At 33.5% G+C, this 15329-nt stretch carries 14 protein-coding genes; 5 read left to right on the plus strand and 9 right to left on the minus strand.

Annotated features, from left to right (window positions below; genetic code table 11):
- Positions 1-57: 57 nt before the first annotated feature.
- Entirely contained in the window at positions 58-978 is a 921-nt protein-coding gene (locus tag AST99_RS01335) for an AraC family transcriptional regulator (RefSeq protein ID WP_057778328.1), read from the minus strand.
- Positions 979-1228: 250 nt separating this feature from the next.
- Between AST99_RS01335 and AST99_RS01340 the strand changes: the two genes are divergently transcribed.
- Together AST99_RS01340 and AST99_RS01345 are read left to right on the plus strand one after the other, a co-directional pair.
- Positions 1229-2041, plus strand: a complete 813-nt coding sequence (locus AST99_RS01340; protein WP_057778331.1) for a DUF6503 family protein — start codon at positions 1229-1231, stop codon at positions 2039-2041.
- Between the two features lie 4 nt (positions 2042-2045).
- Positions 2046-2624 carry a DUF2911 domain-containing protein gene (locus tag AST99_RS01345; RefSeq protein ID WP_057778333.1) on the plus strand — a complete coding sequence of 193 codons (579 nt, stop codon included), beginning with the start codon at positions 2046-2048 and terminating at the stop codon, positions 2622-2624.
- 73 nt (positions 2625-2697) lie between these two features.
- Here AST99_RS01345 and AST99_RS01350 read toward each other — a convergent pair whose 3' ends face one another.
- A complete protein-coding gene (locus AST99_RS01350; RefSeq protein ID WP_157486273.1) occupies positions 2698-3495 on the minus strand; it encodes an SH3 domain-containing protein in 798 nt (265 codons plus the stop codon).
- A 90-nt stretch (positions 3496-3585) separates the two neighbouring features.
- A complete protein-coding gene (locus AST99_RS01355) occupies positions 3586-5322 on the minus strand; it encodes a thiamine pyrophosphate-dependent enzyme (protein ID WP_057778337.1) in 1737 nt (578 codons plus the stop codon).
- A 169-nt stretch (positions 5323-5491) separates the two neighbouring features.
- Between AST99_RS01355 and AST99_RS01360 the strand changes: the two genes are divergently transcribed.
- A complete protein-coding gene (locus AST99_RS01360; RefSeq protein ID WP_057778339.1) occupies positions 5492-6454 on the plus strand; it encodes a lipid A deacylase LpxR family protein in 963 nt (320 codons plus the stop codon).
- A 119-nt stretch (positions 6455-6573) separates the two neighbouring features.
- On the opposite strand, the gene AST99_RS01365 is transcribed toward AST99_RS01360, so the two are convergent.
- The 5 genes from AST99_RS01365 to AST99_RS01380 form a co-directional block, all read right to left on the minus strand.
- Complete coding sequence (locus AST99_RS01365; RefSeq protein WP_057778340.1) at positions 6574-7068, minus strand: CIA30 family protein; 495 nt, start codon at positions 7066-7068, stop codon at positions 6574-6576.
- 4 nt (positions 7069-7072) lie between these two features.
- Positions 7073-8557: a cryptochrome/photolyase family protein gene (locus tag AST99_RS01370; RefSeq protein ID WP_057778342.1), complete on the minus strand. Its 1485-nt coding sequence runs from the start codon at positions 8555-8557 to the stop codon at positions 7073-7075.
- Positions 8554-8682, minus strand: a complete 129-nt coding sequence (locus AST99_RS18410; RefSeq protein WP_083495566.1) for a DUF2256 domain-containing protein — start codon at positions 8680-8682, stop codon at positions 8554-8556. The genes AST99_RS01370 and AST99_RS18410 overlap by 4 nt, the downstream gene beginning before the upstream one ends.
- 47 nt (positions 8683-8729) lie before the next feature.
- Entirely contained in the window at positions 8730-10622 is a 1893-nt protein-coding gene (locus AST99_RS01375) for a CocE/NonD family hydrolase (protein WP_057778345.1), read from the minus strand.
- A 282-nt stretch (positions 10623-10904) separates the two neighbouring features.
- A complete protein-coding gene (locus tag AST99_RS01380) occupies positions 10905-12887 on the minus strand; it encodes a YgiQ family radical SAM protein (RefSeq protein ID WP_057778347.1) in 1983 nt (660 codons plus the stop codon).
- Positions 12888-13119: 232 nt separating this feature from the next.
- Between AST99_RS01380 and AST99_RS01385 the strand changes: the two genes are divergently transcribed.
- Entirely contained in the window at positions 13120-14001 is an 882-nt protein-coding gene (locus tag AST99_RS01385; protein ID WP_057778349.1) for an NAD(P)-dependent oxidoreductase, read from the plus strand.
- Positions 14002-14381: 380 nt separating this feature from the next.
- A complete protein-coding gene (locus AST99_RS01390; RefSeq protein WP_057778351.1) occupies positions 14382-14774 on the plus strand; it encodes a hypothetical protein in 393 nt (130 codons plus the stop codon).
- A gap of 15 nt (positions 14775-14789) precedes the next feature.
- Here AST99_RS01390 and AST99_RS18665 read toward each other — a convergent pair.
- On the minus strand, positions 14790-15329 hold a 540-nt coding region (locus tag AST99_RS18665), incomplete at its 5' end, for a hypothetical protein (protein ID WP_198151368.1).

Genomic DNA, 15329 nt, shown 5'->3' on the forward strand with positions numbered 1-15329 from the left:
ATAGTTTTGAATGTATTCCTTGAGATAGTGTAGAGCGCGCTTAAAATGCATTAAACATTATAAAATAGGGATACATAAATCTACGATACATTTTTGTTCAGGGTGTGTTCTAAAATCATTTTGGTATATTTCATACGGATGTGCTTCACTTTTTTGATATCCGTTTTCATTCATCCATATAAAAAGTCCTGTCCACGATTTTTCAAAATTATTAGGATTAATTTTAAAACGGGCCACAATACATTTCCCCTTGTTTAGTGTTAGGTTGTTAATTTCACCTTCTGAATTTATAGGTGTTTTAGTAATCAAAAAAACACTCATTCTTACTTTATCAGGAGCTGTTACTTTAAAACTATCGTAAAAAAGTCTACCTATTCTAGATTCAGGCTGAGTCATTAAATGTTTAGAATTTGCCCATAATATAAGTTTTTCAAAAGTTTGTTCTATGCCGTGTACGCCAATGTGTGTTAGTCCTGCGGCATATCTTTCTGGCAATTCTTTTATTTCAATATTAGCATTCATAGTAATCCAAGTTTTTAAGTTATCAATCATACAAATATATTTGTCGTAACTGGGGTAGACTTGACCATTCTTGCTTTGTAATTGACTAATCTTGCTAAACTTGTTCGGGTTTTCCTTTCTAAATACAGTAGGACTTACGCCATAATAGTTTTTAAATGCTCTGGTGAAAGAAGAATTATCATTAAAGCCGCACTCTATTGCAAGTTCAGTTATACTCGTGTTTTTGTGAATTAAAGCTAAAGCAGCTTTTTCTATTCTCCGTCTGTTTACATAACTGTTTAGAGTTTCATTTGTAATAAACTTAAAAATACGATGAAAATGATAAGGTGAGAAAAATGCAATACCTGATAAGGTGTCCAAAGACAAATCTTCGTTTAGATGGCTGTCTATATATGCAAAAACAGTATTAATTCTATGTTTATATGTAGTATGTAGCTCTTCTTGTGAATGTGCCATGTTAGCGTTTGCTAGTAGTTATTTTGTTTAATGCTGTACTAATGTAAGTATTAAAATCTAACACTTTTAAGCTTCGTTGTAGGAAAGTAGGGGTGAAACAATGCGAAAGGTAGTTTTAAGTGATTGATATTTAAAAGATTAACATGTTTGTTGTGAGGATGCTTATTATATTGTGATTTATATGAAAGAAAATGAAAGGTTTATCGATTATACACGGCTAAAGCGAGAGTCTAATTAAATACACACATTAATGCGTTCACTCAAATTAGTTTTAATCATTTTTACAATTGGTTTATTTGCGTCTTGTCAATCTACCGAAAAAAAGAAAGTAATCTCTACAGAGGTTACTAAAGATACAATTCCAGATCCATCTGAAATTCCAGTTTCCTTATCAGAATCTGAAAAAATAATACAAGAATCTATTGAAGCTCATGGAGGTGATTTGTACGACTCTGCTAATTATTCTTTTGTCTTTAGAAAAAACACCTTTCAATTTAAAAACGATAAATCTAATTACGAATATACTAAGACCTATAAAAAAGGAGATTCTTTAATAGTAGATGTGTTAAAAAGCGGAGATTTCTCTAGATCTGTTAATGGTAGCGTAGTAGAGTTATCTGATAAAGATATTGCTGTTGGCACTGGAGCTATAAATTCTGTTATCTATTTTGCTACACTTCCTTATAAACTAAGTGACAAAGCCGTAAACTCTAAACTTATAGAAAAGATTACAGTTAAAGGTGAAAATTATTATGCTATACAAGTGACTTTTGATGAAGAAGGTGGGGGAGAAGATCATGACGACCATTATTTTTATTGGATAAATACCAAAACTAAAAAGATAGATTTCTTAGCTTATAACTATAGTGTGAATGAAGGTGGTGTGCGATTTAGAGTGGGATACAATAAAAGCGTAGTAGATGGGATTACGTTTCAGGATTACACAAATTATGAAGCGGCTGTTGGTACACCTTTAAAAGATTTACCAAAGCTTTATGAAGCGAATTCGCTGAAAGAACTTTCTAAGATAAAAACAGAAAACGTAATTAATTTAAATAAATAATAGAATGAAAAGAATACTACTTATTGCCGCAATTGTATTAGCAGGAACGACTGTAAACGCACAAGAGTTTGAAAAAATGGATAAAAGTACCATGGATCGTGCATATTTTCCTCCAAAATCTGCTCACGATCGTATTTTTGAAAAAGATGCAGCTAAAAAAGCGGCTTTAACACCACAAATTCGTGTTACATATTCTCGTCCAGCTAAAAAAGGCAGAGTAGTTTTTGGAGAACTTTTAAAGTTCGGACAACCTTGGAGAGTTGGAGCTAACGAGTCTACCGAAATACTATTTATGAATGATGTTAAATTTGCAGGAAAAGATATAAAAGCAGGACGTTACACCATCATTATTATTCCAACAGAAAAGGAGTGGACTTTAAAATTAAATACAGATTTAGACGGCTGGGGAAATTACGGTTACGAACCAAGCCTGGATATTGCTAGTTTAAGCGTGCCTATTACAAAAAGTGACAAAGAGATAGAGAACTTATCTATTGCGCTATACGAAGCTTCTGAAAACACGGTTCACCTTAAAATAGGTTGGGATACTACGGTTGCAGAATTCCCTATTACCATAAAATAAATTTTTACTACACTCTCATTATAAAAAAAAGCGAAAACATCTGTTTTCGCTTTTTTTATACTAATATTTTAATTTAAAATTCGGTTTCTAATTTAGGCACTATAGTACCGTCTTTCCATTCTAATTCTCGGCTTACCGTATTCGTTTCAACCCAATGTGTAGCTTCATCTTGGTAAGAGCCACTTTCTTTTTTATACACTATTTTATCTTTAACTCCGTTTTCATCTACAGGAAATATAAGTTCTTCAAAAAACCAGTATACACCAGCGTCCGAGACCTGAGAAATAGTAAATACTTTTTTCATCTCACTATTCACCTGAAAAAAGTAAACACCTCCACCTTCAACTGCGCAAGCTTCAGCTAAATAATTTACAAAGATTATATTTTGAATTCCTTCAATGCCTTTATTGTCGTAAACTTCTACAGCAAAGTCGTTTGTTCTTAAATCTGTAATAGCTTCGTGTATATCTAATTGTTCATTTACATGTCTAATTATAATGTAATAAGTATCATCTTTTTTGCCGTAAGTATAGAAATATTTAGAAGGTCCCATTTCTTTCTTACCGAGCGAAATTAAACCACCTAGAATATATCCTATCTGCCCATTATATCTTGCTTTGTAATAATGAGACTCTACGCCGTTATAGATTAGAGTCTGTTCAGATTTTTCAATAATTTCTATCTCAGAACCTATTTTTAACGCATCTAAAGCTTTAGAGTTTTTATCAGCCTCAGATCTAAAAGCAACATTATCTCCGAATACATAATACGTTTTGCCATTGTCAAAATCGGAGTAAGTGTTGTTGTAATCTATGTCTTGACCGTAAATTAAGCATGACATTAAAAGGAAAAGTAATACGAGTTTATTCATTAAGATAATTATTATGAATGTTTATTAGCTGTTAAGTTACAGTTTTATTCGTGTTTTTACCATCCCAATTCTCCTTTAAATGTTTAAGTTTTAAAAGACTTCTTTCATGTGCTTGTAATTGGTTTTAACCATTTCTAGTACTTCATCCATACGTCCGCCTAAAATCATTTTACTTATAGATAATGTATACCCTTTCATTTGATCGAATTCCATTTTTGGAGGCATTGCTAAGGCTTGAGGATTAGTGAATACGCTCACTAACACCGGACCATTATGAGCAAATGCTTCTGTTAATGCGAGTTTCACATCTTTAGGATCGTTAACTGAAATGCCCTTAAATCCCATAGCTTGAGCGATGATTTCAAAATCGGGGTTTACCATATCCGTTTCATTATTCGGTAAGCCTTCTACTTGCATTTCTAATTGTACCATACCTAATGATCGATTATTAAAAACAATCAGTTTTATAGGAAGATTATATTGCTTTATGGTTGCTAAGTCGCCTAATAGCATTGAGAGACCGCCATCGCCACAAAATGCGACTACTTGACGTTCTGGATAGGCTAATTGTGCTCCTATAGCCATAGGCATAGCATTTGCCATAGAACCATGATTAAAAGAGCCCAACATTTTACGTTTCCCAGTACCGTCAATATATCTAGCACCCCATACACAACACATTCCGGTGTCTACAGTAAAAACGGTATCGTTATTAGCCATCTCGTTAATTGTAGTCGCTACATATTCAGGACTAATATGGTTTTCAGTGCCCGTTTCTTTGACATAGATATCTAAATTTTCTTTGACTTTTTCGTAAAATTCTAATTGAGCTTTTAAGAAGCTATCGTCTTCTTTTTCTTTAATTAGTGGAAGTAAAGCTGTAACAGTATCTGTTATTTTTCCTGCAAGTCCGATTTCTAATTTGGCACGTCTTCCTAAGCGTTCTGGTTTTTCGTCTACCTGAATAATTTTATTTTTAACAGGCATAAAATGTTCGTAAGGGAAATCTGTTCCTAATAGAATGACCACATCAGATTCATGCATGGCATGAAATGCAGAGGGTACACCAAGTAAGCCTGTCATACCTACTTCGTACGGATTATCGTATTGCATGCCCATTTTTCCTCTAAATGAATAGCCAATTGGGGCTTTTAATAAGCCAGCAAGTGTTATAATATCATCGTGTGCTTCTTGCGCACCTATACCACAATAAATTGAAATTTTAGGGTGTTTGTTAACGAGCTCTGCAAATTTTAGCATCTCGTTATTTGAAGGTCTTAAAATAGTTTCGCCATGAAAGTTGTACATTGAAGTGGCACTTTCTTCGGCAGGCATGGAAGATACGTCTCCTGGTAATCCAAATACAGCAACGCCTTTTTTATGTACTGCGTTTTGAATGGCAGCTTGTAACATACGCGGAACTTGTTTTGGTGTGCTTGCTAATTCATTGTAAACACTGCAGTCGTCAAATAATTTGTAAGTGTTTGTAGCTTGAAAATAATCTACACCAAATTCGGGCGTGTTAATTGTAGATGCAATAGCTATAATAGGCACTCCAGAGCGGTTAGCATCATAAAGACCATTTATTAAATGTACATGTCCAGGGCCACTACTTCCAGCACAACATGCTAGTCCGTCTAATTCTGCTTCAGCGGCAGCTGCATAGGCACCAACTTCTTCATGACGAACATGAATCCATTTTATTTTTCCGCTTCTTCTTACAGCATCATTTAATTCGTTTAAACTATCTCCCGTTACTGCATATATTCTTTTTACATTATTATTAACCAACATTTCAACGATTTGGTCTGCTACTTTCTTTCCCATGATTCTTATTTTTTTTCTGCGTTTACAGTACTTAATCTAATAAAATTACGAAATAGGAATTGTATATGGTTGTAATGTTTTGTTAACTTATGGAAATGGATAAGTTAGAAATCTCTATTCGTTTTTTATAATACAAAACCCAGATTGATATTTTTTCGTATAAATACGTATGAGGAACATTATCGTTATTTGTATTATTTCAATACTAAGTTTACCAGAATATAAAGCTCAAAAAATTGATAATTTAACTTCATTTAGAGACCTTAAAAGTGATACTTACTTTAGATTTCATTATGACAATGACTATTTTGCAGCTACCGATGAAAATTATACGCAAGGTTATAGCTTTGAACTCGTTTCTCCTTTTTTTAAACGTAACCCCATTAACTCTCTGTTTTATAAACCTGAAGACTCTGAGTTACGTTATGGCTTGGCTTTAGAGCATATTGGATACACGCCTAATCACTACGAACTCCCTGAAATTCAATTTGGAGATCGACCATTTGCATCGGCTATTATGCTTAAAAGTTTTATAATTGCTACAGATCAAGTAAAAAAAAGACGGTTTACATCGTCTTTTAGTTTAGGGATTATCGGACCTGCTGCCTTTGGAGAAGAGATGCAAGTAGGAATTCATGAAGCAACAGGAAATAAAATACCGTTAGGATGGCGACACCAAATTAAGAATGATATTGTAGTTAATTATGAGCTTGGTTATGAAAAACAACTTGTAAGATTCAGTAATATTTTTTCGCTTCAAGCTATGGTAAATGTAAAAGTTGGAACACTCTTTACAAATGGATCTATCGGATTTAATACCACATTGGGGCATATAAATTCGCCATTTACAACATTGATTAATAAGAAAGATTTTTCACTTTATGCTTACGCAACACCTATGCTAAATGTAATAGGGTATGATGCCACACTACAGGGCGGCATGTTTAATAAGCAGAGTGTATATACCATTTCTGCTGAAAATATTGAGCGATTTACAGGACAGTTAAATTATGGCATTGTCTTACAAACTAAAACACTGTATTTTGAGTATTCGCGCTCCATGATTACAAAGGAGTATGAAAGCGGAAATGCTTATAAATGGGGTGGCATTAAGATAGGATTTACACTTTAAAGAGACTATTGAACCTTATACGTTTCTTTAACGTCTTAATAAAAATAAAGTTTAAAATATTTGATCGGTTTTATACATGATCTAATAGTGCGCTTGGCAGTTTTATATGGACTTACTTTCTATTTAATTATAATAGATGCAATCTCTAATTTAAAATGTTCTGCTTTTTTATTGGCGATTAAAAAGGCGACTTCTTCTATGTTTTGCATATCGAAATTTGGAAGATCTAGTTTACGACCTTTAAAAGTTGGGCACATGTCTTCTAAATCGAATTCGACAATATCCCATGTTGTTGAGGTGTTAAAATAGGTTATATACGCATGTTTGTTAGTAGATTTGTCTTTTATTCTGAATTGATACCGTTTCCCGTCTCCTTTAATTTTTAGTTTAATTTTTGAAAAATCTTTGGTGTCTAGAGCATCAAAACGATATCTAACAGAAGCAAATCCGCCATTGTTTTCTAAAGACACATCGCCTTCGTAAACACCGTATCCGTTTTCATTTAAAGAAAATTGACTAGAAGAATTTCCGCCCATAACAACATCATTAACCGTTGTCCATGATGTAATGTCTGCCGTTTTATTAAATTTGAATATGTGATGTTCTTGTGTCATGATATTATTTTAAACTATTTAAATAATTATTAGCGTATTCTAAATGCTTTTGTTGTTTGTCTTCAGGCATTTTATCGTACATACGTATTAACATGCCTAACCTAGGGTTCGATAAGAAGAAATCGCGTTGCGTATGCATAAATCGCCAAAACAGACCATCCCAAATATTTTGCCAATCTCCTTTTTTGTAATTACTCATTTTCATGATATAATTACTACCGCTAATATAAGGTTTAGTTGCTATTAAACCTCCGTCTGCAAACTGACTCATTCCATACACATTGGTAACCATAACCCAATCGTAAGCATCAATAAAGAGTTCCATAAACCATTTATAGACTTCATCGGGATCAAATTCACAAAGCAACATAAAATTACTGAGTATCATTAATCGTTCTATATGATGGCAATATCCAGTTTGTAATACCTTTTTTATGGTTTGATCTATTGGAGGTATTCCTGTTGTGCCGTTGTAAAAGGACGTAGGTATTTTCTTTTTAAATGCCCAAAAATTAGTGGTGCGTTCTTCGCTTCCTCTAGTTTCGTAAACACCTCTAATAAATTCCCGCCAACCTATAATTTGTCTTACAAAACCTTCGGTAGAATTAATAGGGATGTTATGTTTTTTAGTATAGCTTAAACAGGAATTAATAACTTCTTTTGGTGTTATTAAGCCAATATTTAACATGGGAGTTAAAACGCTGTGGTTAAGTATAGAGTTTTCTGCAACAATAGCATCTTCGTAAATACCAAACTCCATAAAGCGTTGTTCAAAAAATTGGTATAGCCAATCTTTTGTTATTTTAAAATTTGTGGGATATATTTGGTATTCTGTGAGGTGTCCTAGATGATTATCGAAGTGTTTATTTACGTATTTTACAGCATTAACATAGTACTGATCTGTTTCAGGAAACTGAATTGAAGGCGGCGTTTTTTTAGCTGGATATTTCTTTCTGTTTTCTGCATCGAAAGTCCATTTTCCACCGGTTGGTTGCCCATCTGCATCTATAAGTATGTGTCGTTTTTTACGTTCTTCTGTATAAAATGTGGTTTGATGATACTTTTTTTTGTCACTCTTGAAAAATACAGAGAGTTCTTCTTTTGTATTTATAAACAAAGGAGAGGGGAGCATGGTTGTTGAAATATTATGTTTAGAACACCCTTGTTCTATCCGTTTCTGTAACCAATTATCTGTTGGATCTATATAATTTATATGCTGAATGCCTTGTTCTTTTAATACCGGTATTAATTTTCTGATGTCAGACAGATTATCAATAGCATCTATATAATGCACTTTGAATTTCTTTTCGGTCAAAAGAAAATCTTCATAACATGTCATGGTTGCCCTATGAAATGCAATTTTTTGTTTGTGAAAGGGGTATTGTTTAAAAAATAAATACTCTTCAATTAAATACATTGGTGCATCAATTTCAAAAAGTGGAGATTCTTGAAATAATTGATGTGGAAATATTAAGTTAATGCTTTTCATTTATTTTTTCTGCAACGTTCGCTACAATATTTAACGTGTTCCCAATTGGTTTTCCATTTTTTACGCCAACTAAAAGGACGTTTACAAACTGCACATATTTTTTGAGGAAGGTGTTCTTTTTTTATTGCCTTTTGAGTTTTAAATTAAACGTGTCACTATTTTTTATAATCGCTTATTTCGTGATTATGGGTAAACTGATTTGTGATGGGTATTTAGACGAATGATGTATTTTATTATGAGCCACTATACCTTCTTTTTCATCGTAATTATTTCCTCCAGTGTTTAAATTTCTTGCAAAACGCGGAAAATTACTACTAGATATCTCTATACGAATACGATGTCCTTTTTTAAAATAGTTACTTGTAGACATTGGTGTTAAATCTATTTTATACACCTTACCTTTTTTCATAAATACCTCTTTATCGTAGCCTTCGCGATATCTTGCACGTTGTATGGTTTCATCTAAATTATAAGCTTTACCATCAGGATGCACATCTATAAGTTTTATGGTAAAATCGGTATCTTTTACATCAGAAGATACATATAACGTAGATTCAATAAAACCAGTGACTTCTATGCCGTCTTCCAAAACATCTGTGGTGTATATTAAAATATCATCTCTAATTTCTGTTTGTTGATGATCGAATGCGCCACCTCTTAATATATTGTCGTTACAACATGGAGTGCCGCCAAAAGAAGGCACTGGTAACATCGGGTCGTACGTAAAACTATCCGAATTATCGGTTTTTACTTTTGTTGTTGTTAATGTGCCATCACCATAAAGACTATTGGCGTTACCATTGCTGTTTAAATAGTAAGTTGTTGGTTTTGCATTTTCAGGTGGCCAAACTTCTGAGCCTTGCCACTTATTACTTCCCATAGTATAATACTGTACTCGAGGTGTTTTGTCTTTAAAATCGTTTTGTTCTCCTTTTAACCAGAAATCAAACCAAGCATACATCTGTTCATTATAATTCAATCTTGCGTCACCCACATTTAGTTCCCCAATCATGGTGTTTTCACTTGTTCCTCGTATAAAACCACAATGTAAGTTTGGAGAAATTATTAAATACTGATTGTCTCTAATTTCAGGATCTTTGGTCGTGTTTCTTATATGATTAAATAAAGCCAGATTAGGTGTTATAGATATATCATACCAAGAAGCAAACCAAAAGCTTGGGACACCAATTTCCATGTCGTCATGATAAAGGCCGCCCTCGTACCATGCAGGATCATTGGGTTTACGACGAATCATTTTATCAAAAATTTCACTTTTTCCATTTATATTTTTAATACCATCTTGTATGGGTAAATGTTTAAAAGCTTCCGCGAAATCAACATACGGATTTTCTGGATCTAAATCGTAAAATCTAGATATTCTAATTAAATCTTCTTGTGTTGCTCCTTCAGGAATTCGGGGTTTAAATTTATCATGCTCTACGCGATATAACCAAGCCATAAAAGACATTTGTACCACGCCGCCACGATACCAATTACCTTGCTCGTAAATATCATCTATACGGCCAATACCTGCACCATAACCTTGCGCTATCATTGCGGCATGAGACGGATGATCTAATGCGGCTACTGCCATTTGCCATTCTGCAGAAGATGAGCAACCATAAGTTCCTATTTTACCATTAGACCACGGTTGGTTTTTCATCCACGTAAATGTATCGTAACCATCGGTTACAGGTACACCTAAAATGTCCCATTCACCTTCAGAAAAATAGCGTCCGCGTTCGTTTTGTACAACATAGGCATACCCTCTTTTAACGGCTTCTAGTGCTTTCTTAACTCGAATTGTGGTGATTTCTTTACCGTCTACCCAATTATTAAAATTATAAGGTGTACGCGCAAAAATAATAGGTACCTTTTTATCGGTCTTAGGGCGGTATACATCTGCGGCTAATCGAACACCATCTCGCATGGGGATCATTACTTTTTGGTCTATAATAGCAATGTCTTTCAGTTCTTTTAAAATGTCACTCTGCGCAATACTATGAAATGACGCTAGAAAAAGGCAAATGATACTAAAAGATGTTAAGATTGAAAGTTTTTTCATGTTATAAAGGGGTAAGTGTGACTGTACGTTTTAGTTCGTAATTAAAACTGATTAAGCCTGAACCTAAAATTCGTTTTAATGGTATACTATACAAAGCACTTAATGTTATAAAAATAGACAAAAAAATGCTATTGACTTTTCGGAGTTGTTTGAGAGCTAAAACAATTTATAAGGTTTGGAGCATTTACTTTGATTATAATGGGAGATGGGTTAGGTAGAAAAAAATAAACCTCTAATTCAAATCAATGAATCAGAGGTTTATTATTGTATTATACTAACGTCTTAACGGCGTTTCTTTTTGGAATATTGTTTCTTTTTTCTGAAAGAATTTTTAGACGGTTTAGAATATTCTGCGGGTACAGCATCATCAAACGTATTCTTTACCGGTTTTAAGTCTACCTTTTTCCAGCTTTTATTGTTTTTATTGTCTTTGCTTTCTGGTATCAATACATCTAATAAATCTGTTCTGCCAACCTTATTTAAGGTCTTTTTAATCCAATCTTTATTTTCTTGTTTATACCAAAAGAAAAATCGGTGCTGATCGTCTTTCTCCTTTTTAGATTTAGGCGTTTTAGTTGGTTTTAAGGTGTACGGATGATAACCACTATAGTAAATAACTGTGGCCACCGTCATAGGTGTTGGTGTAAACCCTTGAACTTGCTCTAACTGAAAGCCCATATCTTTGGTTTCTGCAGCTAGGTTTGCCATATCTTCAACTTCACAAGCTGGATGATTCGAAATAAAATACGGAATCAATTGAAGTTTTAAATCCTTTTTAATATTAATTTTATCAAAACGTTCTTTAAACTTATGGAAGTATTTAAAGGATGGTTTACGCATTAATTTTAAAACGGGATCTGACGTGTGTTCTGGAGCAACTTTTAAACGTCCAGAAATATGTTTTGTCATCACTTCTTCCGTGTAATCGTCTAATTCTTTTGGATCTGCGTTTTTATTAAACTCAGGCACTAACATATCATGACGAATACCACTACCAATAAACGATTTCTTTATTTTAGGATGTTTATCTACAGCTTTATATAATTCTGTTAATGGTTTGTGAGACGTATCTAAATTGCTACAAATTACAGGCGATATACAAGAAGGAGCCACACATTTATCACAAATGGCTTGTACTTTTCCTTCCATTTTGTACATGTTAGCAGAAGGTCCGCCAATATCAGATAAATACCCTTTAAAGTCTGGCATGTTTGCCACTTTATCGACTTCTTTTAAAACCGACTCCTGACTACGACTCGCAATAAATTTTCCTTGATGTGCAGAAATGGTACAAAAACTACATCCTCCAAAGCATCCACGGTGAATGTTAATAGAGAACTTAATCATTTCAAACGCAGGAATTGGTCCACGCTTGTTGTATTTTGGATGCGGTAATCGGGTATATGGTAAATCGAACGAAGCATCAATCTCGGCTTCCAACATGGTTGGAAAAGGCGGATTAATAACTAATGTTTTCTTATTTACTTTTTGCGAAATCCTGTTGGCATTAAGCTTATTAGATTCTTGTTCGATTATTTTAAAGTTCGAAGCAAATTTCTTTTTGTCTTTTAAACATACTTCGTGCGATTGAATTTCTACATCTTCCCAGTTTTTATTCTTTGGAAGTGCTTCATTTTCATCTATTAAAAAGGCGGTTTGCTTAATTGTTTTCAAGCTAGAAAACGGGACCCCTTTTTGTAATAGTTCTACAATTTCACGTAAAGGTTGTTCACCCATACCGTAAACCAACATATCTGCTTTAGAAGTTTCTAAAATTGTTGGCATTAATTTGTCGCTCCAATAATCGTAATGTGTAACACGACGTAAAGACGCTTCAATACCACCTATTAAAACAGGAACATTAGGAAATTTATCTTTTAAAATATTAGAATACACAGAGGTTGCATAATCGGGTCTAAACCCTTTATCTCCATTTGGTGTATAGGCATCGTTATCACGACGTTTTTTGGTTGCCGTATAATTACTTACCATAGGATCCATACAACCGCCAGTCACTCCAAAAAATAATTTTGGTGTTCCCAGTTTTGTAAAATCCTGTAAGTTATCGTTCACACTAGGTTGCGGAACAATAGCTACTTTTAAACCGTAGCTTTCTAAAATACGACCAATAACTGCAGGTCCAAACGATGGATGATCTACATAAGCGTCTCCGCTAAATAATATCACGTCAAGTTCTTCCCAACCTCGAAGTTTAACTTCTTTGTTAGTCGTTGGTAACCAATCTGTAAGTTTTTTAATTTGCATATGGCTGCAAATGTACAATATAATTCTTTTACTATTAAATACTAAAGGTTAAGTGTGTAAAGGCGCACTATAATTCATATTTAAAGGATAAAATATTGAGGATATACCTTTTATAAAATTAAAACCGGAAAATATTATAAAGGTATCACTTTGTTTTTTGGGCCCTAGTTAGCTATTTTACTTACAGATGCATATCTTTGTATCTATATTTTATAAATAAAAAAACTTAAACATGAAAAAACCCACTATCGGATTTATCGGACTAGGCCTTATGGGAGGTAATATGGTTGAAAATCTTCAAAAAAGAGGTTTCGAGCTATCAGTAATGGACCTTAATAAAGACGAAGTTGCAAAAGTTATCGCCCGCGGTAATGCTACTGAAGCTGCTACTCCAAAAGAATTAGCTGAAAAGAGTGACATTATTATGTTCTGTCTTACTACTTCTGCTGTTGTGGAAAAAATTGTATATGGTGAAGAAGGTATCTTAGCTGGTATTAAAGAGGGTGCTGTTTTGATTGATTTCGGAACATCTATTCCTGCTTCTACTAAAAAGATTGGTAAAGACCTTGCTGAAAAAGGTGCTGGTATGATTGATGCTCCTCTAGGGCGTACTCCTGCACATGCAAAAGACGGATTGCTTAACATTATGGCTGCCGGTGACAAAGACACTTTCGAGAAAGTAAAACCTGTTTTAGATGAACAAGGTGAAAATGTATTCTATTTAGGAGCTCTTGGTGCTGGACATACCACTAAACTTATTAATAACTTTATGGGAATGACAACTGTAGTTGCAATGTCTCAAGCTTTTGCAGCGGCTAAATTAGCAGGTGTAGACACGCAACAGTTATTTGATATTATGTCTGCTGGTCCTTCAAACTCTCCATTTATGAAATTCTGTAAGCACTATGCTGTAGATAACGTAAGTGATTTAGGATTCTCTATTAACAACGCTAACAAAGATCTTGGATACTTTGTACAAATGATGAATGATCTTGGATCTACTTCTGCAATTGCTGAAGCAACATCTTCTAATCTACAAGCTGCTGTAGCTGCAGATATGGGTAACGGAAATGTACCAGAGATTTTTGATTATTTCGTAGACTTAAAGAAATAATTCCAGCGTTAATTCTAGTATATGAATTAATACTTTTTGGGTTTAAAATTTAATAAATTTTGCTCTTTTAAGCTGAGAGAGGTTAAGTTACACTATGATTGTGTAAAGGTTGCAATTTTGAATGTGAATATTTTTTAATAAAATAAATGACAAGCAAAATTGCAACGCCCCTTGGCTAAATATAATACTATCAATCTTTTCTTCAGATTTAGTATTTAAATATTCAGATATACATATAGACTGTTGCCGTGTGCTGTTTTCAATTTAATTACGATTTACTTTTAATCTTGTTCACTTTATTCGTTGAGGTGTTATAGATTCGTTCACTTATTAACGTTAAATTTGCAAGTCTATAAAACCATATCATTAATCTTTAATTTATGCCTTATCAAGATCAATTTGTTATTTTTTGGGAACATGTAACACGTAGTGCTCAAGACGGGACTTTTGCTAAATTAACTATGGCAAAGACCATTGGTAAACCTAATTTGAAGAATATATTTGTTAGACCAGTGTTTGCAGATGCCGATTTTAAGGTTTTAGTAAAGTTACGTTATCAGTCTAAAGAAACCGAAGATGAAGAAACAGAGCTTACTTTAGAAGAAGCTTTTGAGTATTTAAAACCTTATCTTAAAACCTCATTCTCATCTGTAATTTTATTTACAACAACTAAAGATGTTTCTTTTAAAATAAATAAAAAAGGAGCTGCCCGAATTATTGAAAATGCTCCAACATTTCAAAATGTTATTCCTGCTAAACGCGATTTGGATTAAGTTTACTGCCTTATACTATTTTCTTAGAGGTAATCCTTTTTGCTTTTCTATGGTCTTTTTAATTTTTGTATAGATTAATAAGTAAGCAGTAGCAGCGCCATAAGACATTAATGTTCCCCAATATATACCGTATAATGGGTACACTATAGAAATGGTTAAGGAGTAAATAATTAGTGAAAACATACCAATGGGCACATTCTTAATAACGGTGTGTACATGTTCTGTAGAATAACTAATGTGAATAATTAGCATTAATGGAAATAGGGTAGTAGGAAAAGCAGAAAACAATCCAGCCCAAGTTGGTCCAACAAATTTTGGAACGCTTGTAATTACTATTATAATTAAAGCCGCAAAAAACGCTCTTACAAAAAGCGTTTTATAACTGAGTTTTGCTTTAGTTAAAATAGTTATGTTTTGTATGTTCCGGAATAGGTAGATATATAAGAACGAAAATGCTATGGGTATTAATATGGCTAAATACGTATTCACTTGAATATGATGTAACACCCAAACCACTAAAAAATATCCCAAGATAGCCGACACCGCCGATAAAGG

This window comes from Formosa algae (genome assembly GCF_001439665.1).
GTDB lineage: Bacteria > Bacteroidota > Bacteroidia > Flavobacteriales > Flavobacteriaceae > Formosa > Formosa algae.

Bases quoted from the DNA above. Each gene is read 5' to 3' on its own strand.
- AST99_RS01335 (WP_057778328.1), bottom strand. From the start codon at position 978: ATGGCACATTCACAAGAAGAGCTACATACTACATATAAACATAGAATT.
- AST99_RS01340 (WP_057778331.1), top strand. From the start codon at position 1,229: ATGCGTTCACTCAAATTAGTTTTAATCATTTTTACAATTGGTTTATTT.
- AST99_RS01345 (WP_057778333.1), top strand. From the start codon at position 2,046: ATGAAAAGAATACTACTTATTGCCGCAATTGTATTAGCAGGAACGACT.
- AST99_RS01350 (WP_157486273.1), bottom strand. From the start codon at position 3,495: ATGAATAAACTCGTATTACTTTTCCTTTTAATGTCATGCTTAATTTAC.
- AST99_RS01355 (WP_057778337.1), bottom strand. From the start codon at position 5,322: ATGGGAAAGAAAGTAGCAGACCAAATCGTTGAAATGTTGGTTAATAAT.
- AST99_RS01360 (WP_057778339.1), top strand. From the start codon at position 5,492: ATGAGGAACATTATCGTTATTTGTATTATTTCAATACTAAGTTTACCA.
- AST99_RS01365 (WP_057778340.1), bottom strand. From the start codon at position 7,068: ATGACACAAGAACATCACATATTCAAATTTAATAAAACGGCAGACATT.
- AST99_RS01370 (WP_057778342.1), bottom strand. From the start codon at position 8,557: ATGAAAAGCATTAACTTAATATTTCCACATCAATTATTTCAAGAATCT.
- AST99_RS01375 (WP_057778345.1), bottom strand. From the start codon at position 10,622: ATGAAAAAACTTTCAATCTTAACATCTTTTAGTATCATTTGCCTTTTT.
- AST99_RS01380 (WP_057778347.1), bottom strand. From the start codon at position 12,887: ATGCAAATTAAAAAACTTACAGATTGGTTACCAACGACTAACAAAGAA.
- AST99_RS01385 (WP_057778349.1), top strand. From the start codon at position 13,120: ATGAAAAAACCCACTATCGGATTTATCGGACTAGGCCTTATGGGAGGT.
- AST99_RS01390 (WP_057778351.1), top strand. From the start codon at position 14,382: ATGCCTTATCAAGATCAATTTGTTATTTTTTGGGAACATGTAACACGT.